We start from the raw sequence: 22859 nt of genomic DNA on the forward strand, positions 1-22859 counted from the left end.
AAGAAGGGCCATAGGATGCCCATTTCATGAGGCCCGCGCCTCTCCACGGAGCCCCCCATGCGCCGCTTTTTCGCCGCTTCTTTCGCCGCCCTCGCCGCGCTCGTGACCCTCTCGACCGCCCCGGACGCCGAGGCCCAGACGTACCGCAACGGTCCGCCCCCGCAGCACCGGATCGTCTATAGCGATTTGACCCTGTTCCGCTGGAACCCGCTCGGCCTCATCACGGACGCGCGGTTCGTCTATCGTTACCGGCTGTACAAGAGCGAGAGCCCGGCGCTCCGGGACAACTTCATCGGGATCGGCGTCGCGCCCTCGCTGAGCGGCGCGTTCGCGCGCGGCGGCCCCACGATCCAGATCCAGCCGGCGAGCTTCCTGCAGCTCTGGGCGCTCTACGAGGGCATCGGGTATTTCGGCGCCTTCAACTTCTTGCAATCGTACGCCACGGCGGACGCGACGAAGGTCAACTACAGCGACACCGAGATCGAGCGGCGCGGCGACCTCGCGGACGGCAATCCGGAGAAGAACTATTCGACGACGGGCACGCAGCTCATCGTCGGCTCGAACCTCCAGTTCAAGGTCGGCCCGATCGCCGCGCGCAACCTCTTCCGCTTCGGCCGCCCCGACATGAAGCTCCGCCAGGGCGACCGCGTCTTCTACGATATCTTCTACGATCTGCTCGTGGGCGACGGCGGCTTCTGGTACTCGAGCGACACCGACCTCCTCTTCCAGGGCCTCGACAACCGCCTGACCGTGGGCTTCCGCTGGACGACGGGCCGAGCGTTTTACAATGACGAACATTTCGCGCCCGGCGACGACAAGGACCGCGCGCCCGGCGCAATCCACCGCGTGGGCCCCATCGCGGCCTGGACGTTCACGAAGCCGGACGGCGCGGCATTCGAGCCGACGGTGCTGCTCGTCGCGAACTGGTGGCTGAAATCCCCTTATCGCACGGGGCAGGACGTCTCGCAGGCCGTGCCGTACATCATCGTCGCGCTGAACATCACGGGCGACCTCCTGCCTGCGCCGAAGGAGGAGAAGGCGAAGCCCACGCCGAGCGAGCCGCCGGCCGCGCCCGAGCCCACGCCCGAGCCCACGCCCGCGCCCACGCCCGAGCCCGCACAGGAGCCGGCCGAGCCCGCGCCCGCTGCGCCCGCCGAGCCCGCTCCCGCCGGGCCGCAATAAGACCACGCATCCCTCGTCGTGCTCGCGGCGTCCGGCTACGATGGACGCATGCGATTCCTCCACCCCGAGCGTGACGAGAGCCTCGAGCTCGCGCTCGAAGACGTCTTCTTGACCCCCGGGTTCTTCGAAGGTGTCTCGCGCCTCGACGTCGACCTCCGGCCGGTCGATTTCCCGGGCGGATCCCACCCGATCGTCTCGGCGAACATGAATGCCGTCACGGGCAAACGTATGGCCGAGACCATGGCCCGGTTCGGCGGGCTCGGCGTGCTCCCCCAGGACATGGCGCTCGATACCACCGAGCGAATCGTGCGGCACATCAAGGGCGCCGATCCCCGCTACGACACGCCCCTCGCCGTCTCGCCGCGCGAGAGCCTGCGCGACGTGCAAGGCATCATCCGCAAACGATCCCACGACATGGTCGTCGTCGTCGACGACGAGCGCCGCGTCCTCGGCATCGTCACCCACGCGGATCTCCGGGATCGGGACCAATACACGCCGGCCTCGGCGCTCATGTCCTCGCGCCTCGTGACGATCGCCGCGGGCACGCCGAACCGCGACGCCTTCCTGCTCATGGAAGAGGCGCGCGTGAAGGCCGTTCCCGTGCTCGACGCCCAGGGCAAGCTCGTGGGTGTCTTGACGCGCGACGACGCCGTGCGGCTGGAGCTGCTCCGGCCGAGTTTGTCCGCGCGCGGCGAGCTCATGGTCGCCTCGGCCGTGGGTATCTCCGCGAATGCGCCCGACGTCGCCCGCCGCCTCGTGGACATCGGGGTCTCGGCGATCGTGCTCGACACGGCGCACGGCCATCAGCGGCGCATGATCGAGGCCATCCGCGTGGTGCGTAAGGCCATCGGCGACGCCGTGCCGCTCGTGGCCGGCAATGTGTGCACGGCCGAGGGCACGCGTGATCTGCTGGAGGCGGGCGCCGACATCGTGAAGGTGAACGTGGGCCCGGGCGCGATGTGCACGACCCGCATGCAGACCGGCGCGGGCCGCCCGACGTTCAGCTCGGTGCTCGCGTGCGCGCGCGAGGCGCGCAAACACGGCAAACACGTGTGGGCCGACGGCGGCGTGAAATACCCGCGCGACGTGGCGCTTTACCTCGCGGCGGGCGCGTCGCGCGTGATGGTGGGCACCGCGCTCGCGGGCACGTACGAGAGCCCCGGCGACGTGAAAGAGGACCGCGAGGGCGCGCTTTACAAGGAGAACTACGGCATGGCGAGCGCCCGCGCCGTGCACGACAGGGCGGCGGAGCTCGACGCGTTCGAGCGCGCGAAGAAGGGGTTCTTCCGGGAGGGCATTTCGACGTCGCGTATTTACATCCAGGAGGGCAAGGAGAGCGTGGGCGCGCTGCTCGTCGACATGATCACGGGCGTGCAATCGGCGTGCACCTACGCCGGCGCGAGGAGCCTGCCGGAGCTCTGCGACAAGGCCGTGATCGGGGTGCAGACGCTCGCGGGGTACGGCGAGGGCAAACCCCACGGCGCCGTGCGGCGCTGACGTCCCCGATGCTCCCGGCGGAGGCGAATTTCGGGTAGGCTCCGGGGATGCGTTCCCCGGCGCTCGCCTTTTTGCTCCTCGCCTCCGCCCCGGCCTGCAGCGAACCTTACGAGCCGCCCACCACCCGCGAGTTTTCGCCGGCCGAGATCGGGATCCTCGCCGAGCTCCGCACGAACGGCGGCACGGCGCAGGTCCTCGCCACGTTGATCGGCGACGGGATGTGGATCGAGCTCGCGAGCCCCGATCGCTTGACCTTCGCCGAGGCAGGTGGCCCCGAGGTGCCGCTCGTCGCGGCCGACGCGCGGTACGTGGCGCAAATCGAGACGAGCGCCACGCAGTTCGAGCTCGTGTTATCGCGCGGAGACGAGCGCGCCGTCACCAACCTCGTGACCCCGCCGCCCTTTTTGCTCTCCGGCCCGAGCACGACCGTCTCCCGCGCCTCGCCCATTCCGATCACCTGGGACGTGGCGAGCGCAGGCGCGTTCGAGACGTGGGTCGAGGTCGCGGCCGCCTGTTTGTCCTACCCGATCCTCCGCCACTTCTCGCAGGACATCGGGGCCTACGAGATCCAGCCCGCCGACCTCGCCCTCGCGCCCGGGACGGCGGAATGTGATTTTCGCGTCTGGGTCACGCGTGTCGTGCCGAGCGGAGGCGTCGCCGCGGGACCGGGCGCGCCCACGCCCGGGGCCGAGCAGGTCCGCTCCATCGTGATCAGCACGGAACCTTGAGGGAGATCGTATGACCCGGAGACACCTGGACAAACTGCTCGGGATGATCATCGCCACGACGGCGCTCGGGGCGCGCGGGATCGCGTGCGGGCCTTGTCCCGACAACGTGACCGTGATCCCGCTCCTGCCGCCGAGCAGCGACGGCGGCGTCGAGGACGCAGGGGACTGGATCGCCCAGGAATGCGAGCGAAAATGCGCGAACGGCATCTCGTGTGTGCCGACGTCGATCACGCAAGAGGGCGGGGAGACCATTCCGGCGATCGAGTGCACGCAGATGTCCGACTGCAGCGCGGGGAGGCGGCCGCTCGGGTACGGCGGCCCGGGAAAAGGTTTGTCCACCAGGGGTCTCGCGACGCCGGGAGCGTGGCTCGCCCACGCGGCCGAGCTCGAGGCCGCCTCGGTGATCGCGTTCCGTGAGCTCCGGCGAGACCTCGCCGCGCTCGGGGCGCCGCGGAGATTGCTGCGCGCGGCCTCGCGGGCGGGCGCGGAGGAGCGGAGGCACACGCGAAAGGCGCGCTCCCTCGCGCGGAGGTACGGGGCGCGCATGAGGACCCTGCCCGCGGGCGCGACGCGGCGTATCTCGCTGGAGGAGCTCGCCGCGCACAACGCGGCCGAGGGCTGCGTGCGCGAGGCGTTTGGCGCGCTCGTCGCGCGGTGGCAAGCGACGTTCGCGAAAGACGCGGAGGTGCGCGGCGTGATGGCGCGTATCGCCGAGGACGAGGCGCGCCACGCGGCGCTCGCGTTCGAGATCGACGCGTGGGCGAAGCGGCGGCTCGATCCGGCGGCGCGCTCGCGCGTCGAGGCGGCGCGAAGAGAAGCGGCGCGCGGGCTCCTCTCGCCGAGGGCGCGGGACGCGGGGCGCGACGAGGCGCTCGGGGTCCTCGGCTTGCCCGACGCGGCGGCGGCGCAGGCGCTCGCGGAGAGGTTCGTCGTGGCGATCGGGATCGACGTGGCAGCTTGATCAGCTCTTCTTTTTGAACAGGACGATCGCGAGCACGAACGCTGCGAGCGAGACGATGAGCGGCGCCGTCCCGAGGCCCACGCCGACATCCTTGCATGCGTCGGCCTCGGCATACCCTGCCTGGCGGATCTGGTCCTTCATCGACGGCTCGACCGCGCCGCCCGCGAGCGCTCGATCCGTCGCGGCGCGGCCGAACATCGCGCCGACGGGGCCCAGTCCGATGGCCGTGAAGCACACGAACACCGCGAGCCCGGAGACGATCAGGCTGGGGCGATGCTTCTCGTAGCCAGAGAGCACGAGCCCGAGGACGGCGAGGCAGAAGCCCACGATCCCGCAGAGCAACATCACCCACGCGGGCCACCCGCACATCATGAACGCTTCCACGGCAGCGATGGGACGCGGCGCCGCGCGTATTGTCAAGCGAACGCGGGGAGCTCAGCGCGTCGGCAGGCGATCCCCCGGGCGAACACGCCCCTCGGCGATGGCCGTCACGTAGGGCGGCGTCTTGCCGCCGCGCAGCGCGTACACGTCGAAGCGCATCGTCGCCGCGTCGGGGTATCGCTCCTCCTTGCGGAACACGAGCGCGCGGTCGACGACGGCGCACACCGCGGAAGGGACCGCGGGCGCGAGGGAGGCGAGCGGCGGCGCTTGCCTCGTGGCCGCGGCGACGAGCAACATCGGGCCGTCGAGATCGCCGTGCACGTAACGACCGCCGAGCAGGCGGAACATCGTGGCGCCGAGCGCGAAGAGGTCGGTCCGACCGTCGATCTCCTGGGGTTTGCCCATCGCCTGCTCGGGCGCCATGTACTCGTAGCTGCCGATGGCGATGCCGGCCTTCGTGGCCGTCTTCTCGGGCAGCTCCGCCGTGCCCTCCGGCAGCGCGTCGACGCGGGCGATGCCGAAATCGAGCACCTTGATCCGCGCGTCCCTGCCGAGGTGCAGGTTCTCGGGCTTGAGGTCGCGGTGCACGATGCCGAACGTGTGCGCGACGACGAGCACGTCGAGGACCTTGTGCGCGATACGCAGCACCTCGTCGACGGAGAGCACGCCCTTGCGCGCCATGCGATCGAAGATGGTCTCTCCGTCGAGCAACTCCATCGCGAGGAAGGCCGAACCGTCCTCTGCCACGCCCGACTCGTAGACCTGCGGCAGCCCTTCGCAGAGCGGGCCGACGGTCGCGAGCGCGCTGCCGATCGGCCCTTCGCGGAGGAAGCGCTTCCGGAGCTCGCTGATGTCGAGCAGGTAGGGGTGGAGGACCTTGATGGCCGCGGCGCATCCATCCGCGCGGCGGCCCAGAAAGACGCTCGCCATGCCGCCGATGCCGAGCACACGTTCGATCTTCCAGGTGCCGATCGTCGTGCCGATCCGCTGCGCCGCGAGTTCTGCGTCCGTCTCCGGAGTCATGCGCCGCGCAGGCTACCACGACCACGCGGCGAGCGGGTTACACTGCGGCCATGTGGTCGCGCCCAAGCTCCCTCCCAGGCCTCTTGCTCGCGGCGCTCTCGCTCTCGGCGGCCGCGTGCTGGCTCGACCTCGACCGCCTCGGCGCAGACCTCCCGAGCGCCGCGGCCGGCGGCGGCGCGCCCGGGGCGAGCGTGCTCGCGTGTGATCCGTGTCCCGAAGGAGGATGCGCGCCCGTGGTGGTCGCGGAGGGCACGGCGTTCGCGCTCGGCGTCGTGGACCTCGTGGTGGCGGACGACGGCTTGTCGTGGGTGAACCAGGAGGGCGGCGAGGTCGTGCGTTTCGCGGCGGACGCGGCGCTGCCCGAGGTGATCACGGGCGCGGTCGCGCCGCGCAGCGTCGTGGTCCGCGAGGGAGAGGTGTTTTACACGGACGACGAGGGCCTCTGGTCCTGCGTGGCGGACACGTGTCTGGAGACGCGAAAGAAGATCTCGTCGCCCGCCGCGCAAGGCACGCTCGGGCGCGTCGTGTTCGACGGGGCCTCCGTTTACTGGACGGATCGTGGCGCGGGCGAGGGCGAGGGCCACGTCTATGGCTGCGATCCGGCGAGCTGCGCTGCGCCGAAGGAGCACGCCTCGAAGCTCCTTCGCCCCGATACGATCCTCGCGAGCGGCGGGGAGCTCTTCTGGGTCGATCTCGGCAACGGGAACCAGAATGGCACCATCTTTCAGAGCGCGCCTGGAGGCAATGCCACGCCGATCGCGGGCGCGCTCGTCTTCCCCACCTCCCTCGCGGTGGACAACGATTCTTTTTATTATCCGGCGTGGGCGCCGGACGGCACGGTCGCGCGGTGCCCGAAGGGCGCGTATTGTCATGAACCCGTGGCCGTCACGCCGGTCGTCGGGGGGGGAAAACCCTTCGACGTGGCCGTCTCCGGGGGGCGCGTGTACTGGACCGACACGGCGGCGGGCGAGATCCGGAGCTGCCCCGCGGCAGGCTGCGCCGGCGAGGCGCCCCGCGTGCACGCGAGCGGACGGACGGGGCTCTCGCGCCTCGTGCTGGGAAAGCAGTGTATTTTCTGGCTCGACCAGGCGAACGGCGGGAGCGTGATGAAGGTCGGGCGATGAGGCGGGTTTTCCCGCGTTTGCGCGCTCTCGCTTGACACCCCGCGGCCCTCGTGGCAGCGGGCGGGCGTGCAGGGTGCCAAAAAAGCCTGGTCGCGCGCGTGGGCTCTGCCCGCGGCGCTCTTCGCCTTGGGGCTCGTCTCGGGCGAGGCGAGCGCGGGGGACGCGCCGCATTGCTCGGCGTGGCGCGCGGCCGGCAAGGGTTACGAGAAGCTCGAGCTCCGGACGTGCGCGCGGCCCGCGAGCGAAGAGGACGCCGCCCCGGCGTACGGGGTGGAGCTCAAGAGCGGCTACGAGGTCCCGCTCGAGGTCCGCGTCGAGCTCGTGATGCGGGACGGCACGACCGAGCGGCTCGACGTGAAGCTCGAGCGTGGAGACGACGCGGCCGGGGCGTGCAAGGCGTGCCGCGACGTCGGCGACCTGAAGACCTTCCGCGTGGCGACGCTCGACGGCGCCGCGGAGCCGGGCAAGGACGGCGCGCCCGAGCCTCTGCAAAAGGTGGCGGGCACGAACCAGATGGAGGTGCTCGCCCGCGATCTGCGCCTCACGGACGCGAATGCCAAGCGGCTCGTGCGTATCGCGACCCGCTTTCACAAGGCGACGAAGAGGCGGCTCGTGGTGACGGGCGGGACGCGCCCGCCGCAACGGCAGGCCGAGCTCATGTACGACAAGCTGAAGCGCGGCGACGACGTGGTGGCGCTCTACGAGAACAAGGCCGCGGCGACCGAGGTGCGGAATGCCTATCGCGAGGCGCTCGCCCGCAAGGAGAAACGCAAGGCGACGATCCGCGTGATGCGCGAGGTGATCGACGCGCAGATCGGGCGCGGGGTATACGTGTCGAAGCACCTGAAATCGGGCGCGGTCGACGTGCGGTCGTGGAGCATGGACGCGGCGCAAGAAAAGGCGCTGCGCGAGGCCGTGAAAGAGGAGCCGGGCGTGACGCTCATGGACGAGCGGGACGGGCCCGAGCCCCATTTCCACCTGAACTTGCCCTGATCGGGACGTGAGCCCCACGCACGGCACGCGCGCGAAGCTCGGCTTGCTCGCGAGCCTCTACCTCTCGCAAGGTTTGCCCTACGGCTTCTTCCAGGACGCATTGCCGGCGATCCTCAAGACGATGGGGTTGTCCTTGCCGGCCATTGGCCTCACGTACCTGCTCGCGGCGCCGTGGGCGCTGAAGTTCCTCTGGTCGCCTCACGTGAACCGGCGCGCCCCGGGTCGGCTCGGGCGGCGGCGCGGCGTGATCCTGCCGATCCAGCTCCTCTCGGCGCTGCTCGTCTTCGCCCTCGCCGCCTCGAATGGCGGCCCGTCGATCGCGTGGCTGCTCGCCGGCGTCTTTTTCGTCAACCTGCTCGCGGCGACGCAGGACATCGCGACCGACGGCCTCGCGGTGAACATCCTCTCGGACGAGGAGCTCGGCTGGGGCAATGGCCTCCAGGTGGCGGCGTATCGTATGGGAATGGTCCTCGGCGGGGGCCTCTTGTTGCGCGTCTTCGACCGGACCGGCTTCGGGCTCACGCTGACCGTCCTCGGCCTTCTGCTGCTCGTCGCCACGCTGCCGATCGCCCTCTTCCGCGAGCCCGCGGGCGCGCCGCCCCCGCCCCGCGAGGCCCCGAGTTTGTCCCACTGGCTCTCGCGCCCCGGGGCCTTCGCGTGGTTCGGGTTGCTCTTCGTCTACAAGGCCGGCGAGCATTTCGCCACGGCCATGCTCAAGCCCTTCTTCGTCGACGCAAAAGGCGCCGGGCTCGGCCTCGCGCAGGTGGGCACGCTGAACATCGTGGCGATCACGGCGGGCATGGTCGGCGCGATGCTCGGAGGTGGGCTCGTGAAGCGGCTCGGCTACCGGCGCGCGCTCGTCGGGTTCGGGGCGCTGCAAGCCCTCGCGGTGATGCTTTATGCGGTGGTGGCGCGGCAATCGGCGTCGATGCCGATGCTCGTGGTGGTATGCGGCGTCGAGCATATCGCGGGCGGCATGGCGACGGCCTCGCTCTTCACGGCGATGATGGCCTCGTGCCGGCAGGAGCACGCGGCGACCGATTACACGGTGCAAGCCTCGGTGGTGGTGCTGGCGAGCGGAGTGGCCGCGGCGGCGAGCGGGTTTTCAGCGCACGCGCTGGGGTACGCGGGGCATTTCACGCTGGCGGCGGTGCTCGCGGCGCTGGCGGTGGTGTTCGTGGGATGGGTGTTCAGGAGCGGGAGGGGGCTCGAGGCGGCGGTGATGCGGGGGTAGTGCGGGGGGTAGTGTGGGGGAAGGGTGCATCCTCGGCACGCCTCAACCGTTCAGGCAGAGGAAGGCTCGACCGGTTCACGCGCCCGAAAGGTTGGGGCGACCGGAGGGGTCAACCCTTCCCGGGCCCTCAAAACTGCGGATGATTCTCGATCAACGACACGATCTCCGCGATCTCCGGATCCACGAGCTCCGGATCGTACGCCAGCGCCAAAACGTGCGCCTCCTTCAGGTTCTTCTGGCTCGGCTGCTTCAATGCCTCGGCGTACGCCACGATCACCTGCCCCTTCGGCAGCCCCTTCTTCTGCGCGGCGAGCAGGTCGCCGATCGTCGTCGTGAGCTCCGTCGTTTGCTTCGTGTACGTGATCGGCGTCGTCCAGAACGCGCGAATGGTGACGGGATCGGCCGGGTTGATCAGGGCCGCGTCACACGCGCTGAGGACCTGGCTGAAGATCATCGCGTCGGACGGCGCGAGGTGCTGCGGGTCGACCCGGACCTCGCCGGTCTCGTATTCCTCGCCGTAGAACTTGTGGACCTTGAAGTACCAGGGCAACGTGAATTCGACGCTCACGCTCCGGGCCGCGACGTCCATCGTCTCGTCGAATCGATCGGCGAACATCCTCGACGCCTCCTCGACGGAGTCGAGATACACGTAGGCACCTCGGCCCTTGTCGGTCAGCGGATCCAGGATCCCGTCGGAATGTGTGAGCGCCGGGCCCGTCGCGACGCCGAGCAGGTAAATGCCCTCCTTGTCGGCGTCCTCCGCGGCCGTCGCAATACGATCGCCGTCCGTCACGCCGATGTTCGCGCCGCCGTCCGTGATCAGAATGACGCGATTGATGCGCCCAGGCGCGTAGTTGTCCTCCGCGAGGTCGTAACCTTTTTGCAGGCCACTCGCGAGGTCCGTCCCGCCGTTCGCCTGGAGCGAATTGACGACGCCGAGGAGCGCCGGATCGTTCGGGCCGATCGCCACGTGATTGGCGAGCAGGACGTCGTTCGCCGTGCCCCACGTGACGACTCCCACGAGATCACCGGCCGCGAGCTGCGACGCGACGGCAGCGAGGGTCGCCTTCGCCCGCGCGAGGCCAGGGCCCTGCATGGAGCCCGAGGTGTCGACGAGGAAGGTGAGGTTCATCGGCTTGCGCGGCTTGATCGGATCGAAGGAGCGGAGCGCGACCTGGAAATGAAGCTGCGCAGGCTCGTCGGCCACGGCCTCGAGCTCGGGGAAGAGGGTGAGCTGGCCAGGCGGGGACGCCGGATAGGAGATGGTGTAGTAATTCAAGAATTCGTGCGTCCGCACCTCGCGCGGGAGTGGCTCGAGGCCGAGCCGAAGCAGGTCGCGGACGTGAGCCGGCGACGCCATGGAGTTCGAATCGTCGGACGAGACCGAAATGAGGGCCGGCTGGGACGAATCGATGCCCATGCAGCCCGAAGGGGGAGACGGGGCGGGATCGTCGATCAGCGGCACCACGACAGGCGTGTCATCCGGGTGGGGCGGCGGATCGGACGGAGGGGTGGGGGGAGGCGGGCTCGTGGTGCCCCCCATCCCGCCGGAGCCACCTTGCTGCACGCCACCGGAGCCCCCAGCCTCACCCGCGCCGGTCGGCTCACGCTTCGCCGCGTCGCTCGCGCACGCACCGAGGCCAGGTCCGATCGCAGCAGCGCAGAGCACGAAGAACACGAAAGGAAGAGAAGACGATCGCTTCATGGCAGACCTCCAGGCAAAGGGAGGCTTGGCAAGGTCCGTACCCTCCCGCGCCCCCGCATCCGCGCCGCGAAGCCCCAAAAACGAGCCTCGCCCCGGCGCACGATGACACAGATTCGAGGACGGAAGGTCGAGTCCCTACCGCGCGAGCTGCGCCGGGACCGCGAGGCGGATCGTGCCCTTCGGCACCAAAAACTCGAAAAACGCGCCGCGCCGATCGGCGATCCCCATCCGCAAGAGGCCGTCCTCCCGCACGAGCGCATACGGCGCGCGCGGGAGCGGCTCGTCCTTGCCGTCCGGCGCGACGAAGACGAGCACGTCGTCGGTGCCCGGGAGGCGCGAAGGCGAGCGCGCGCAGCGGTTCGCCACCGCGGCGCTACGATCCTCGCCGGCACAACGCACGAGCGCGCGACGCTCGGCGTCCTTGCCCGTCGGCGCCCGCGAGACGTCGCGCCAGAGCGCTTCAGCCGCCGCGAGGCGCACGGCCTCGGAGCGATCCCGCGAGAGGAGGCCCGTCACGAGCCCCGCCTCGCAAGACGCACCCGCGAGCCCGAGCGAGACGACGGCGTTGGCACGCACGTAAGGCCGCGGATCGGTCGCCGCGCGGCAGAGCGACGCCTGCACGTCGGACGCCGCAGCCTCACGCGCAGCGACGCGACCGAGCGCGCCCGCCGCGTTGCCCGCGACGGCCACGTCGGGATCGGCGAGCACCTTCGTGAGCGCCGGGAGCGCGTCCTTCTTGCCGACGGCGCCGAGCGACCACGCGGCGTTCGCGCGCACGCCGGGGTCGGCGTCGCCGAGCAGCGGGACGAGGACCGACGCGGCCTCCGGATGCCCCGCGAGCGCCTCGGCGACCTTGCGCCGATCGTCGATGCCCGACGCGACGAACCTGCGCAGGACCTTGCCGCTCGCCTCCCCACGCATGCGGCCGAGGCCCTCGAGCAGAGCGTCACGCGCGACGTCGGGCGACGAAGGCAACGCCGCGCCGACACGCTCGGCGAGCGCCGGATCCGTCGCGCGCGAGAGCGCCCCCGCGAGCGCGAGGCCGATGGCGCCGCGGTCCTGCTCGGCCGCGACCTGGAGCCGCTCGAGCAGCTTCGCCGCAGCCGAGGGGCCACCCGCGCGCGCGATCGACGCCGCCGCCGCGAGCCGGACCTCCGCCGCCTCGTCCGTGATCGCGTCGAGCAGCACAGCCTCGACCTTCGGCGGCGCCGGCACATACGCGCCAAGCGCCTCGAGCACCGCGAGCCGGAAGGCGCGGGACTTCGTGGTCGCGAGCGGCAAGAGCACGTCGTGCGCGCGCGGCGAGCCCGTACGCCCGAGGAGTTTTACGAGGGCGATCTTCTCGTCGAGCGGGGTCGCCGCGTCGAGCAACATCGCGCGCGCCGGATCCACCGCGCGCCCGTCGGGCCGCGCCGGATCGAGCAGCTCCGAGGCCGCGCGGATGGCCTCGCGGCGCACGGTAGGATCGGCGTCCGAGAGGAGCTCGAGCACCGCAGGCAGCGCCTCGGACGAGCCGAGCAGCGCGAGCGCGCGCAGGCCATGCTCGAGCGGCAAGACGCCCCGCTGCATCGCGCGCACGGTCGGATCGAGGCCCTCCTTCGCGCCGAGCGCGCCGAGCACGAGCGCCGCGCCCGCCGCCGCAGCCGGCGTGGGTGAACCCGAGAGCACCACCACGAGCTGCGGCGCGGCGTTCTTGCCCGCCATGACCAGCGCCTCACGCACGGGCGAGCGCGGCGCGGACGGGTCGTCCTTCGCGAGCGCGCCGATGAGCGCGCGCACCGCGCTCTCCGAGCCGATACGGCCGAGCGCCCGCAGCGCCGCCGCGCGTACCTCGCCCGCGCCCGCGCTCCCCTGCCCCGGCCTCACGCCCGGCATGATCGGCGCGAAGGTCGTGTCGTTGCCCGGCTCGAGCAGCGGCGCGATCGCGGCCGTGGCCTCGTCCGAGCGCAACTTGCCGAGCGCGGTGACGGCCTCGACGCGCACGTCCTGCGAGCTGTCCTGCAGGGCGATCATGAGCGCGCTCGTGGCCCTCGTGTCGCCGAGCTCGCCGAGCGCGCGCGAGACGGCGCGACGGACCTCGGCCGCCGCGTCCTGGACCTTGCCGATCAGCGGGACGACCGCGCGTGGATCGGCGAGCCTGCCGAGCGCACGCGCGACCTCGACGCGCACCTCGAGCGCGCCGTCGTCGAGGTGCCCGAGCAGCGGCGAGACCGCGTCGGGCAAACCCGAGCTGCCCATGGCCGCCGCCGCCGCGACGCGGACCTTGGCGTCGGGATCCCCGAGCACACGCCCGAGCGCTACGACGCTGCGATCGGTGGGCGACGAGCGGATGACGTCGCAGGCCGCGAGACGTAGCCTCGCGTCGCCCTCGCCGAGCCAGCCGATGACGAGGTCGCCGGCGCGCGACATGCGCAGCGCGATCGCCGCCTCGGCCGCCGCGAGCCGCACCTCGATGTCCGGATCTCCCAGCGCGCGTTGCGCGAGCGGCACGCCGAGCTCCGCCGGCAGCTCGCCGATCCGCGTCGCCGCCGCGCGCCGCTCGGAGACGTCGGGCGAAGCGAGCGAGCGAGCGATACGCTCGGGCACGTTGGGCCAGACGAAGGCCTCGGCGGCCCCGCCTTGCACGAGCGAGAGCGAGAGCACGAGCGAGGCGAGGCCGGCCCGGACGAGGTGACGCACGCGGATCGAGCGCGAGACCGAACGCACGAGGCGCACCGTACCATGTTTCGCGCGGCGAGCCGGGCCGTCGCGAAGCGCGAGATTCAGGAAAGTGGAGGCGGCGGAGCGCTGCTGCGCGAGGCGATCGGACGTACGCTCTCGGTTTCACGCACGGGCGTACTCGCGGCCGCGACGGGCTGCGGCTGTGCGCCGGCCGCGCGCTCCTTGGGACGGACCTTCTCGGGCGGCGGCGCGGCCGCGCGCAGGTTGATGAGCTTGTTCAGGAGATCGAACCAGAACGGCGCGCCGAGCGCGATCGCGATGGCCGTGAAGATCCATCCGCCGAAGCGACGCCCGAACCCGCCGAGCGTCGCCGGCACCGAGCGTCGATCACACGAGACCTCGGCCGTGGGCGTGCAGAAAAACGCGCGCCCCTCGGGCCAGCCCATCGGCAAGGTGAGCTCGTCGAGCCCACGCTTGACCGCGACGACGCGCTTGCGCACGAGCTCCTCGGTCTTCTTCTCGTCGACGAAGACCTCGGGCGGCTTCGCGTTCGCCGTCGCCTTCTGCTCCGCCACGACCTCCGCGGCCGTCTTCACGAGGGCCGCGTCGGCCTTGACGCTCTCGGTGACGGCCGACGCCACGGACTCACGCAGCACGGCGTCGCGGTTGAGGCTGTCGAGGACGAGGAAACTGTCCACGTTCAGCACCACGGCCGCGAAGAGCCCGACCACGGAGATCAGGATGTGCGCCGTCCGCTTGTACCAGCCGGAGACGCTGTCCATCGCGCGGTCGAACCACGCGGCGATCTGCTGCTGCGCGTCCTCGAGCGTCTTGACGCTCGCGTCCGAGACGAGCGCCGTGAGCGCGACGCGCGTGTCCTCCTCGAAGCCCTCGGCCTCGGCGAGGCGCTTCCTGAAGTCGTCGAGGCTCGCCGCGACCTTCTTCGGCTCGACCACCTTGGCGTCGTCGACCTTCGGCCAGAGCCTGCGGAAGAAGCCCCGGAGCGCGCGCAGCGGGATCGAGAAGATGCCCTTGATGAGCCCCATGCGCTCGGGCCGCTGCGCGTGATCGACGCCGTCCTTCCAGCCCACGACCGCGTCGACGAGCGCACGCGCGAAGAGGTCCGAGGGGATGTACGAGGGGTCGCTGTCGTCGTCCTTGGTCAAACCATCGACGAGCGGATGCGCGTAGACCTTGGCCGCGAGCGTGCGGTCCTTGAGGAGCCGCTCGATGCCTTGCCGCAACGTGACGGAGCGCAGCGAGAGGATGCCCGAGATCGCCTCCGTGATGGCCGAGGCGATCACGCTGAGCAGCATGAACACGAAGGAGATCCCGATCGCGACGTCGAGGATGGTCGATATGGACACGGCTACTCCTCTGCCTCGGGCCTCCCGGCGCCCTTGCCCCCACGACCCAGGCGCCGAGCCGACACCCTCATCGTCCCAGAGGATCCCTCGTCACGCAATCGAGGGCGGACAAGGAAAGGCCGGGCCCACGGGCCGCCTTCGAATCCCCCGCCTCTCGCTTGGCCAAGGACACGAATCTCGTGGTACGAGGGGGCGTGGCCGACCATCGCGCCCGCCCCACCGTTCGCCCCCAGAGGCTCGCGCTCGGCGTCTTCGCTCGTGCTCCGATCGCCGGCACGGCGAAGCCTCGCCTCTCGCCACCGCTCTCCCCCGAAGCCGCGGCCGAGCTGTCCTCGGCGCTGCTCGGCGACGCGCTGAACATGCTCGCCATCCTGCCGATGGCGTATCGCGCGGTGCTCGGCGTGTCGGACGAGGAGAAGGCGGAGCTCGAGAAGATCGTGCCCGGGCGATGGCGACACGTCGTCTCGTCCGGCGAGACGCTCGTCGAGAAGCGGCTCGGTCACGGGCTCGCGCACCTCTTCACGACGGGCGCCGAGGCCGCAGCGATCGTGACGAGCGACGTGCCGTTCATGCCGCTCGACGAGATGTTCGAGGGCCTGCTCTGGCTCGCCGCCCGACGAGGGCGCCTGCTGCTCGGGCCCACCGGGTCCGGCGGTCTTTACCTCGTCGGCACGACACAACCCGAGCCCGCGCTCTTCGAAGGTGTCGACTGGACGTCGCCCGGCGTGCTCGAACGCGCGACCCGGCGCGCCCGCGAGCTCGGCCTGGAGGCGCAGCTCCTCAAGCCGACCTACGCGATCGACACGCCCCCGGACCTCGAGCGGCTCGCCCGTGATCTCGCGAGCGGCACCGGAGGCCCGGGGATGGCCGCGCCTCTGTGCACCGCGTTCCTCACGCGCGCCGGCATCCGGCCCGTGACGCGCTGACGTTCGCGGTTTACTCGGCGTCGGCCGCGGGCTGATACCCCGCGGCCCACGAGCGGCTCAAGGGAGCCACACGATCGGCGGGCCTCGGATCGATCCGCAGCGCGTCACGATCGAGCCCGTCGCCGAACCTGGCGAGCAGCAGCTCGGCCTGCTCCAGCGCGGCGGGCGTGTCGACGTCGATCCACCGAGCGTCACCCGCGTCGCAAGCGAAGAACATCCCCTCGTCCGCGAGCGCGCGCACGCCCTCCGAGAGCGAGCAATCACCCTTCGCCGCGTACACGCGATCGAGCGCCTCCACGAGCGACGGGCCGATGCGGAACACGCCCGTGTCGAGCGCGTCGTACGCGGCGATCTCCTTGCCGATGTCCACGATGCGCCCGCGCTCGACGCGCACCTTCGTCGCGTCGTCGAGGTCGAAGCAGCGCGGGATGTCGTAATCGACGGCGAGCGCGGCCGCGCGGCTCGGCAGGTCGAGCGCCGAGAGCCTGCGCACGATCGCCGGCGAATACAGGTGATCGGCCATCGTGAGCAGCGTCCCGGGGACGACGTGCTCACGCGCGGCGAGCAACGACACGCCGTTCTTGCGCTCGTACTGCGTGTTGCTCACGAACGAGATGGAGAGGCCGAGGGAGCTCTCCGCGGCGAGCGCGCGCTGGATGAGCTCTTCCTTGTACCCCGTGACCACCACGACCTCGCGGATCCCCTCGGCGCGTAACGTGCGGAGGATGCGAACCAGAAGCGGGACCCCGGCGACCGGCTTGAGGGGCTTGGGAGCAATCTCGCCGCTCACGAGGCGAGAGCCGGTACCTGCCGCGAGCACGATCGCCCGCTCCATCGTTCGTTTTTCAAGCATGGAAGGTGCGGTGCCCAATCCGAAGGCGCCCCTCGTAGCACGCCTTCTGCCTGCGAAACAATTCCCTTCGGTCCGCTTCCACGAGCGGTGTTCCGGCGCCTCACAGTGTTGCAAAAGCGCAACACCCGCCCGGCTTCGACATGCGGAGCCACGCGCCATCATCACGCGCGCCGAAAAGCATCGACGCGCGTGGCGAGGGAGATGCGTCTTCATTCGAAGCAAGCCAAAGGCCAGCGTCGCCGCTACCACGCGTTCGCACCTCGCGCGCTCGACTCCAGCAAATCGCGTTGAAACTTCGCAGCGATGCCGTCCTCCAGATCGCACGCGCGGTCTGGCGCTGGAGCGTTCGGGCGTTCGGGCGTGCGCGCAGAGCGACAGCGCGACGCCGCTGTCAGACCCCAGGACGAACGTTCGCGTCACGTTCGTGGCGCCTCGCGAGCGAGCGTCGTGAGGCGCGCGGCCGAGCGATCCGAGCCACGTCACCCCGCGTCCCTGACGTGACGCGTAGCCCGTCCACCCCGTTCGGGTCACACGTCGCGCGCCGTGGTCGTTCGTGTCCTCGCGGCGATCACGTAGACGCCGTGCATACGTCGCGCTTCACGTCATGCTCCCGTGGCCTGCGGCGCGTATACGCCGCTTGAGTGTCGTGCGACGTTGACCTAGACATGCCCCCCCGGGGCGCTGGATCGGGACACACGGAGGAGCGGGAGTGAAGCAGCCGAAAGAAATCACGAAGGCAGAGGGCAAGCTCGGCGTGCTCCTGCCGGGGCTCGGTGCGGTGGCGACGACGACGATCGCCGGCGTGATGCTGGCCCGCAAGAACCTGGCGTTGCCCATCGGATCGCTGACGCAGCTCGGCACCATCCGGCTCGGCAAGCGCACGGACAACCGGTCGCCGCTCATCCGTGAGTTCTTGCCGCTCGCCTCGCTCGATCAGCTCGAGTTCGGCGGCTGGGACCTCTTCCCGGACACGGCCTACGAGTCGGCGAAGCACGCCGAGGTCCTCGAGCAGCGCCACCTCGATCTGGTGAAGGACGAGCTCGCGCAGGTCACGCCGATGAAGGCGGTCTTCTACCCGGAGTACGTCAAGCGCCTGCACGGGCCGCACGTCAAGACGGGCGCCACGAAGGCCGACATGGTCGAGCAAGTGCGCGAAGACATCCGCACGTTCCTGAAGACCAAGGGCTGCTCGCGCGCCGTCGCGGTGTGGTGCGGCTCGACCGAGGTCTACTTCCCGCCGGGCGACGTGCACCAGTCGATCGAGGCCTTCGAGGCCGGCCTCGCGCGGAACGATCCGGGCATCTCGAACTCGCAGATCTACGCCTGGGCCTGCCTGAAGGAGCGCGTGCCCTACGCGAACGGCGCGCCGAACCTGACGGTCGATTTCCCGGCCGCGTGGGACCTCGCGAAGAAGATGGAGGTGCCCATCGCCGGCAAGGACTTCAAGACGGGCCAGACGCTCATGAAGACCATCATCGCGCCCGGCCTCAAGGCGCGCATGCTCGGCCTCGCGGGCTGGTTCTCCACGAACATCCTCGGCAACCGCGACGGCGAGGTGCTCGACGATCCCGATAGTTTCAAGTCAAAGGAAGTCTCGAAGCTGGGCGTCCTCGAGTACATCCTGCAGCCGCACATGTACAAGGACCTGTACGGCAAGCTCTACCACAAGGTCCGCATCGAGTTTTACCCGCCGCGCGGCGACGCGAAGGAGGGCTGGGACAACATCGATCTCTTCGGATGGCTCGGGTATCCGATGCAGATCAAGGTGAACTTTCTCTGCCGCGACTCGATCCTCGCCGCGCCGATCGTCCTCGACCTCGCGCTGCTCATGGACCTCGCCTCGCGCGCGGGCTTCTCGGGCACGCAGGAGTGGCTGAGCTTCTACTTCAAGAGCCCGATGACCGCGCCGAACCTCTACCCGGAGCACGACCTCTTCATCCAGTCGATGAAGCTCAAGAACACGATGCGCTGGATGATGGGCGAGGACCTCATCACCCACCTCGGCAACGAGTACTACGACTGATTTTTGGTGGCAGGGGACCGGCGCGGGCCGGTCCTCTTTGTGGCAGGGGACCGGCGCGGGCCGGTCCCCTACGCGTCGCGCTCGGGCGCGCCGCTACCCGGCGTAGGTGCCGCTCCCGACTCCTTCGCGCCCACCAGATAGATCACGCCCAGCACCACGAACACGAGCCCCGCGGCCCGCTTCACCCAGATCGCGGGCACGTAGCGGCTCACGACCTCGCCGAGCAGCACCGCGACGGCGCTCGTCGCCACCAGCGCGAGCGCGGAGGCCGCGAACACCACCCAGCGCGACGAGCCGCTGCCGGCGAGCGTGAGCGTCGCGATCTGCGTCTTGTCCCCCATCTCCGCGAGGAAGATGGCGGCGAACGTCGAGGCGAAGAGCTTCCAGTCCATCAGGGCCGAGCGTGACGCGGATGCTCGCCGCGAACAAGCCCCGGCAGAGCGCGCTAGCCGCGCGGCGGCGCGTAGAAGTCGACGATGCGGATCGGCTCGGTCAGACAAACCCGCACGCTCTGGCGGTCGCCCCGCACGTCGCCGCCGATCTGGAACGCCGTCGGCGGGTCCATCTCGATCATGATGTCGTCGACGAAGAAGTCGAACGTGTCCTCGAGGTTGTCGTACTCGCCGCGCCAGATCGTCTTGAAGTTCGACACGAAGGACATGGGCGAGAGGTTCGTCACGCGAAGCTGCATGCGATCCGGCCTGTCCTCGGCGTACGGGAACATGCGGAATCCGAAGCCGTAGTACGGGATCGTCGCGACACACGCGAGCTTCGCCGGCCCCTCGTAGATCACGCCGCCCTTGCGGATCGGCGCCCCGAGGATCGCGCCCTTCTCCCCCACGCGCACGGCGTCGCTGCCCATGTTGATCACGCGGCAGTGCGGCGTGCGGCGCACGAAGTAGCTCGGCAAGGTCTTCGTCGTCGCCGCGATCGCGTACGAGACGATCCCCGGCGCGACCTTCTTCAGCGGCCCTCGCGCGAGCAGGCCCTTCACCCGCGTGTAGTCCTTGAGCATCTCCGCGTCGATGCCGAAGCCGCAGAACGGCGAGAGCACGCCCTCGGCCTCGACGAGGCGCAACCAGCGGCTGCCCGCGTCGGCGCGCAGGCGCGACAGATCCACCGCGAGCCCGCGGAACCCGCCCGAGCCCTTCTCGCCCGCGCCGCTCGCGCCGAGCACCCACGCGAGCGAGTTGCCCGTGCCGAGCCGCAAGAGCCCGAAGCGCGGGAGCGGCGCCTGTCGCCGCTTCGCCTCGTGCACCACGGCCGTCACCACCGACGTGAACGTCCCGTCTCCGCCGCCGGTGAGGATCGTCCCGTAGCCGCGATCGACGAGCGTCTGCGCGATGCCTTCGCTCTCCTCGACGCTGCGGGACACGAAGAGATCGCCGCTGTCGAGGATCTGATCGAGCGTCTCGATGACCTCTGCCGTGACGCTCTTCGCGTTGCCGTTGACCACGACGGCGATACGCGGCAGGGCCGGGCCGCCGGACCTCCCCTGCTCGGGGGGCCTCGAGGGGGCGGCCTCGGGGTCGGTGCCGGGGGAGAGGTGCGCGTCGGTGCGAGAGGCCATGGGCGGCGGATCTAGCACGGAAACGGCCACTTCCCCGCTCGGCCCCCCGCCTCCGGGGGGGTCCCCCCGCTCACCCTGCCCGGCCGTGCTCGGACACAAATTGACCATACGTCCGAAGTTTCTGGACGGACTGGCCCAAATTTTGGTAAGGCGACGGGCGTATAGCCTTCACGTGCACTTGACAGCCGTCCGGCTCGATCGGTACGGCGCGCCCCAGTTCGCGTGACGATACGCGTGGGACGGGGATTATCGCAGAAGCGGGACGCAGCGACATGGCGAAATCGACAAAGACGAAGAGCTCGGAGAAACGCTCCGCGAAAAAAAGCTCACGCGCGAGCGGCGACGCCCCGAAGTCCGGGACGAAGGCCCGGGAGAAGGACGACGACGCCAAGGGCTCGAAGCGCAAGCTCGGTCTGCGGGGAGCCGCGCCGTGGGCCGCTCGCCACGCGGCCAAGCACGCCGCCGAGGCGCGGGCCCGGGCCGCGGAGCCTGCCCCGCCGGGCAGCGCGCGCGCCACGATCCGCGTGCCCGAAGGGGCCGAAGGGATCAAGGCGAAGATCGCCGAGCTCCACAACCAGACCACGAAGATCCGCACCCTGCGCAAGCGCATGGAGAAGGGGTTCTTCGACATCGGCCTGGTCCTCGCCGAGATCCAGGAGCAGCAGCTCTACCAGGCGAAGGGCTACGGCTCGTTCGAGGCCTTCCTCGAGCGCGAGATCGACTTCGGCAAGCAGACCTCGCTGAAGCTCGTGAAGCTCTCGAAGGTCTTCCAGCGCGAGGCCGCCCTCGACCACGGCATGGACCGCTGCATGATGGCCCTCGCCGCGCTCGACGGCGAAGCTGCGCCGAAGGCCGCGCCCTCGACGCCGGGCCCCATGGCCCCGCTGCCGCTGCCGCTCAAGCCCCCGATGCGCGCCGCGGGCGGCTGAGCCGCCGGCCTCATCACCCACCGCACCGCCGGCTCGACCACGACGTCGAGCCGGCCTGCTCCCTCACGACATTCCGCCCGTAGCCATCCGCTCCGACGTCGGCCGTGCGGCCCGATCCGGGGACGGATCGAGCACGCCCTCCGGTTTTCGGGAACCCATTCGTATCTCGTTCCGTCTCCTCGCCAGACGATGCACGAGACCTCGTAGGAACGGTTGTCCCTACGAACCCGAATTCCATTCATGCCGAGCCTGCTCCTCATCATTTTTCCGCCCCTGCTCGGCGCGGCCCTCGTCATTCTGATCCCACAACGTAACGTGAGGCTGATTCGAGGCGTGGCGCTCGCCCATGCGGCGCTCGCATTCGTCGCGTCCTTTTGCCTCGTTCCGTTCTTCGACCGGACGACCTCCGCGCTGCAATTCGTCACGCCCTTTCCGTGGTCGCCGGACGCAGATGGCGCCGCCGCGCTGGGCGTCGACGGGATCTCCTTCCCGATGGTGCTCCTCACGACGCTCGTGATGCTCGTCGCGCTCGTCGCCTCGCTGCACGTGCGCCACCGCGTGAAGGCCTATTTCGCCTGGCTCCTCCTCCTCGAATTCGCCGTCCTGGGCGTCTTCACCTGCCTCTCCTGGTCGCTCTTTTACGTCTTCTGGGAGCTCACCCTCGTCCCGCTGTTTTTCCTGGTCAGCGTCTGGGGCGGGAAGGAGCGCTCGGCCGCGAGCATGAGCTTCTTCCTGTACACGCTCGCCGGCTCCGTCTTCATGCTGGTCGCCATGCTCGCGCTGCACCTCGCGCTGCCCGGGCATGGTTACGGGATGGTCGAAATGGCGAGCGCGAGCGCGGGGCTCGGCCGGGCCACGCAGGTCCTCCTCTTCCTCGGCCTCTTCGCGGGCCTCGCGGTGAAGATCCCGGTCTTCCCCTTGCACGGGTGGCTCCCGCTCGCCTACGTCGAATCGAAGCCCGCCGTCAGCATGGTCTTTTCGGCCGTGCTCGCGAAGATGGGCGCCTATGGCCTCCTGCGGCTCTCGGCCCTCCTGCCCGCCGGCGCGGCGTCGCTCGCGCCGCTCCTGTTCTTGCTCGGCCTCGTCAATATCGTGTACGGCGCGCTCCTCGCGTTCCGGCAGTCCGATCTCAAGACCATGGTGGCCTATGGCTCGATGAGCCACATGGGCTTCGTCTTGATCGGCGTCGCGTCGCTCAACGGGGCCGGCCTCACGGGCGCCACGATGCAGATGTGCACGCACGGCATTTCGAGCGCCGCGCTTTTCCTCCTCGTCGGCGCGCTCGAGCGCCGCGCCGGGACCCGTGACGTGCGCCATTTTGGTGGCCTCGCGGCCGTCACGCCGCGCCTCTTCGTGGCGCTGTCCGTGGCGCTCCTCGGATCGATGGGTTTGCCCGGGCTCGCCGGCTTCGTCAGCGAGCTCTCCACGCTCGTCGGCACGTTTCAGCGGTACGAATACCTCGCCGGTATCGCGACCCTCGGCGTCCTCGTCACGGCGGGGTATTCGCTGAGGGCCCTCGGCCGCCTCTTCTTCGGGCCCTTGAATCCTCGGTGGAAAGATCTAAAGGATCTCGAGCCGCGGGAGCTCCTCGCCGCTGCGCCGCTCGGATTGCTCATCGTGGCGCTCGGCATGGCCCCGCGCGCGGCCCTCGACCTCGTCGCCGCCACGGTCTCGCACATGGCGACGCTCTTCCACGGATAGT

At 70.2% G+C, this 22859-nt stretch carries 19 protein-coding genes; 11 read left to right on the forward strand and 8 right to left on the reverse strand.

Annotation, left to right across the window (positions count from 1 at the left end; translation table 11 throughout):
* Nucleotides 1-57 precede the first annotated feature (57 nt).
* The 4 genes from GF068_RS44190 to GF068_RS08695 are packed head-to-tail and all read left to right on the forward strand — an operon-like array spanning nucleotide 58 to nucleotide 4368.
* Complete coding sequence (locus GF068_RS44190; protein WP_153818838.1) at nucleotides 58-1182, forward strand: hypothetical protein; 1125 nt, start codon at nucleotides 58-60, stop codon at nucleotides 1180-1182.
* A gap of 48 nt (nucleotides 1183-1230) precedes the next feature.
* Nucleotides 1231-2679, forward strand: coding sequence for a GuaB1 family IMP dehydrogenase-related protein (locus tag GF068_RS08685; RefSeq protein WP_153818839.1), 1449 nt, complete (start codon nucleotides 1231-1233; stop codon nucleotides 2677-2679).
* 47 nt (nucleotides 2680-2726) lie between these two features.
* Complete coding sequence (locus GF068_RS08690; RefSeq protein WP_153818840.1) at nucleotides 2727-3407, forward strand: hypothetical protein; 681 nt, start codon at nucleotides 2727-2729, stop codon at nucleotides 3405-3407.
* A gap of 10 nt (nucleotides 3408-3417) precedes the next feature.
* The gene (locus GF068_RS08695) at nucleotides 3418-4368 is read left to right on the forward strand and encodes a ferritin-like domain-containing protein (RefSeq protein ID WP_153818841.1); all 951 of its coding nucleotides are present in this window, start codon (nucleotides 3418-3420) and stop codon (nucleotides 4366-4368) included.
* Here the strand turns inward: GF068_RS08695 and GF068_RS08700 are convergent, their stop codons facing one another.
* Both GF068_RS08700 and GF068_RS08705 read right to left on the reverse strand, forming a co-directional pair.
* On the reverse strand, nucleotides 4369-4740 hold the full coding sequence (locus tag GF068_RS08700; RefSeq protein ID WP_153818842.1) for a hypothetical protein: 372 nt from the start codon (nucleotides 4738-4740) through the stop codon (nucleotides 4369-4371).
* Between the two features lie 63 nt (nucleotides 4741-4803).
* Nucleotides 4804-5772, reverse strand: coding sequence for a serine/threonine-protein kinase (locus GF068_RS08705; RefSeq protein ID WP_153818843.1), 969 nt, complete (start codon nucleotides 5770-5772; stop codon nucleotides 4804-4806).
* A gap of 50 nt (nucleotides 5773-5822) precedes the next feature.
* Here GF068_RS08705 and GF068_RS08710 point away from each other — a divergent pair, with 50 nt between their 5' ends.
* The 3 genes from GF068_RS08710 (at nucleotide 5823) to GF068_RS08720 (ending at nucleotide 9123) form a co-directional block, all read left to right on the forward strand.
* Complete coding sequence (locus GF068_RS08710) at nucleotides 5823-6896, forward strand: hypothetical protein (protein ID WP_153818844.1); 1074 nt, start codon at nucleotides 5823-5825, stop codon at nucleotides 6894-6896.
* 66 nt (nucleotides 6897-6962) lie between these two features.
* Nucleotides 6963-7889: a hypothetical protein gene (locus GF068_RS08715; RefSeq protein WP_153818845.1), complete on the forward strand. Its 927-nt coding sequence runs from the start codon at nucleotides 6963-6965 to the stop codon at nucleotides 7887-7889.
* A 7-nt stretch (nucleotides 7890-7896) separates the two neighbouring features.
* The gene (locus tag GF068_RS08720) at nucleotides 7897-9123 is read left to right on the forward strand and encodes an MFS transporter (protein ID WP_338046292.1); all 1227 of its coding nucleotides are present in this window, start codon (nucleotides 7897-7899) and stop codon (nucleotides 9121-9123) included.
* Nucleotides 9124-9250: 127 nt separating this feature from the next.
* On the opposite strand, the gene GF068_RS08725 is transcribed toward GF068_RS08720, so the two are convergent.
* The 3 genes from GF068_RS08725 to GF068_RS08735 all read right to left on the reverse strand — a co-directional run bounded on the left by GF068_RS08725 (nucleotide 9251) and on the right by GF068_RS08735 (nucleotide 14856).
* Nucleotides 9251-10828, reverse strand: a complete 1578-nt coding sequence (locus tag GF068_RS08725) for a vWA domain-containing protein (protein ID WP_153818846.1) — start codon at nucleotides 10826-10828, stop codon at nucleotides 9251-9253.
* A 135-nt stretch (nucleotides 10829-10963) separates the two neighbouring features.
* Nucleotides 10964-13534, reverse strand: a complete 2571-nt coding sequence (locus tag GF068_RS08730; protein ID WP_153818847.1) for a HEAT repeat domain-containing protein — start codon at nucleotides 13532-13534, stop codon at nucleotides 10964-10966.
* 56 nt (nucleotides 13535-13590) lie between these two features.
* Entirely contained in the window at nucleotides 13591-14856 is a 1266-nt protein-coding gene (locus GF068_RS08735) for a hypothetical protein (RefSeq protein ID WP_153818848.1), read from the reverse strand.
* A 194-nt stretch (nucleotides 14857-15050) separates the two neighbouring features.
* On the opposite strand from GF068_RS08735, the gene GF068_RS08740 reads away from it, so the two are divergent.
* Nucleotides 15051-15782 (forward strand): DUF2064 domain-containing protein, encoded by a 732-nt coding sequence (locus GF068_RS08740; RefSeq protein ID WP_153818849.1) that lies wholly within the window; start codon nucleotides 15051-15053, stop codon nucleotides 15780-15782.
* 10 nt (nucleotides 15783-15792) lie between these two features.
* Here GF068_RS08740 and GF068_RS08745 read toward each other — a convergent pair whose 3' ends face one another.
* Nucleotides 15793-16635: a phosphocholine cytidylyltransferase family protein gene (locus GF068_RS08745; protein ID WP_170319366.1), complete on the reverse strand. Its 843-nt coding sequence runs from the start codon at nucleotides 16633-16635 to the stop codon at nucleotides 15793-15795.
* Nucleotides 16636-17344: 709 nt separating this feature from the next.
* Between GF068_RS08745 and GF068_RS08750 the strand changes: the two genes are divergently transcribed.
* Nucleotides 17345-18658, forward strand: a complete 1314-nt coding sequence (locus GF068_RS08750; protein ID WP_338046293.1) for an inositol-3-phosphate synthase — start codon at nucleotides 17345-17347, stop codon at nucleotides 18656-18658.
* Between the two features lie 68 nt (nucleotides 18659-18726).
* Here the strand turns inward: GF068_RS08750 and GF068_RS08755 are convergent, their stop codons facing one another.
* Nucleotides 18727-19050: a TMEM165/GDT1 family protein gene (locus tag GF068_RS08755; protein ID WP_153818851.1), complete on the reverse strand. Its 324-nt coding sequence runs from the start codon at nucleotides 19048-19050 to the stop codon at nucleotides 18727-18729.
* A 53-nt stretch (nucleotides 19051-19103) separates the two neighbouring features.
* The gene (locus GF068_RS08760; RefSeq protein ID WP_153818852.1) at nucleotides 19104-20228 is read right to left on the reverse strand and encodes a diacylglycerol/lipid kinase family protein; all 1125 of its coding nucleotides are present in this window, start codon (nucleotides 20226-20228) and stop codon (nucleotides 19104-19106) included.
* Nucleotides 20229-20500: 272 nt separating this feature from the next.
* Between GF068_RS08760 and GF068_RS08765 the strand changes: the two genes are divergently transcribed.
* Nucleotides 20501-21157 carry a hypothetical protein gene (locus GF068_RS08765; protein ID WP_153818853.1) on the forward strand — a complete coding sequence of 219 codons (657 nt, stop codon included), beginning with the start codon at nucleotides 20501-20503 and terminating at the stop codon, nucleotides 21155-21157.
* Nucleotides 21158-21397: 240 nt separating this feature from the next.
* On the forward strand, nucleotides 21398-22858 hold the full coding sequence (locus tag GF068_RS08770) for a complex I subunit 4 family protein (RefSeq protein WP_153818854.1): 1461 nt from the start codon (nucleotides 21398-21400) through the stop codon (nucleotides 22856-22858).
* Nucleotide 22859 lies beyond the last annotated feature (1 nt).

Source organism: Polyangium spumosum, from assembly GCF_009649845.1.
Classification (GTDB): Bacteria; Myxococcota_A; Polyangia; order Polyangiales; family Polyangiaceae; genus Polyangium; species Polyangium spumosum.

Bases quoted from the DNA above. Each gene is read 5' to 3' on its own strand.
- GF068_RS44190 (WP_153818838.1), top strand. From the start codon at position 58: ATGCGCCGCTTTTTCGCCGCTTCTTTCGCCGCCCTCGCCGCGCTCGTG.
- GF068_RS08685 (WP_153818839.1), top strand. From the start codon at position 1,231: ATGCGATTCCTCCACCCCGAGCGTGACGAGAGCCTCGAGCTCGCGCTC.
- GF068_RS08690 (WP_153818840.1), top strand. From the start codon at position 2,727: ATGCGTTCCCCGGCGCTCGCCTTTTTGCTCCTCGCCTCCGCCCCGGCC.
- GF068_RS08695 (WP_153818841.1), top strand. From the start codon at position 3,418: ATGACCCGGAGACACCTGGACAAACTGCTCGGGATGATCATCGCCACG.
- GF068_RS08700 (WP_153818842.1), bottom strand. From the start codon at position 4,740: ATGATGTGCGGGTGGCCCGCGTGGGTGATGTTGCTCTGCGGGATCGTG.
- GF068_RS08705 (WP_153818843.1), bottom strand. From the start codon at position 5,772: ATGACTCCGGAGACGGACGCAGAACTCGCGGCGCAGCGGATCGGCACG.
- GF068_RS08710 (WP_153818844.1), top strand. From the start codon at position 5,823: ATGTGGTCGCGCCCAAGCTCCCTCCCAGGCCTCTTGCTCGCGGCGCTC.
- GF068_RS08725 (WP_153818846.1), bottom strand. From the start codon at position 10,828: ATGAAGCGATCGTCTTCTCTTCCTTTCGTGTTCTTCGTGCTCTGCGCT.
- GF068_RS08745 (WP_170319366.1), bottom strand. From the start codon at position 16,635: ATGCTTGAAAAACGAACGATGGAGCGGGCGATCGTGCTCGCGGCAGGT.
- GF068_RS08755 (WP_153818851.1), bottom strand. From the start codon at position 19,050: ATGGACTGGAAGCTCTTCGCCTCGACGTTCGCCGCCATCTTCCTCGCG.
- GF068_RS08760 (WP_153818852.1), bottom strand. From the start codon at position 20,228: ATGGCCTCTCGCACCGACGCGCACCTCTCCCCCGGCACCGACCCCGAG.
- GF068_RS08765 (WP_153818853.1), top strand. From the start codon at position 20,501: ATGGCGAAATCGACAAAGACGAAGAGCTCGGAGAAACGCTCCGCGAAA.
- GF068_RS08770 (WP_153818854.1), top strand. From the start codon at position 21,398: ATGCCGAGCCTGCTCCTCATCATTTTTCCGCCCCTGCTCGGCGCGGCC.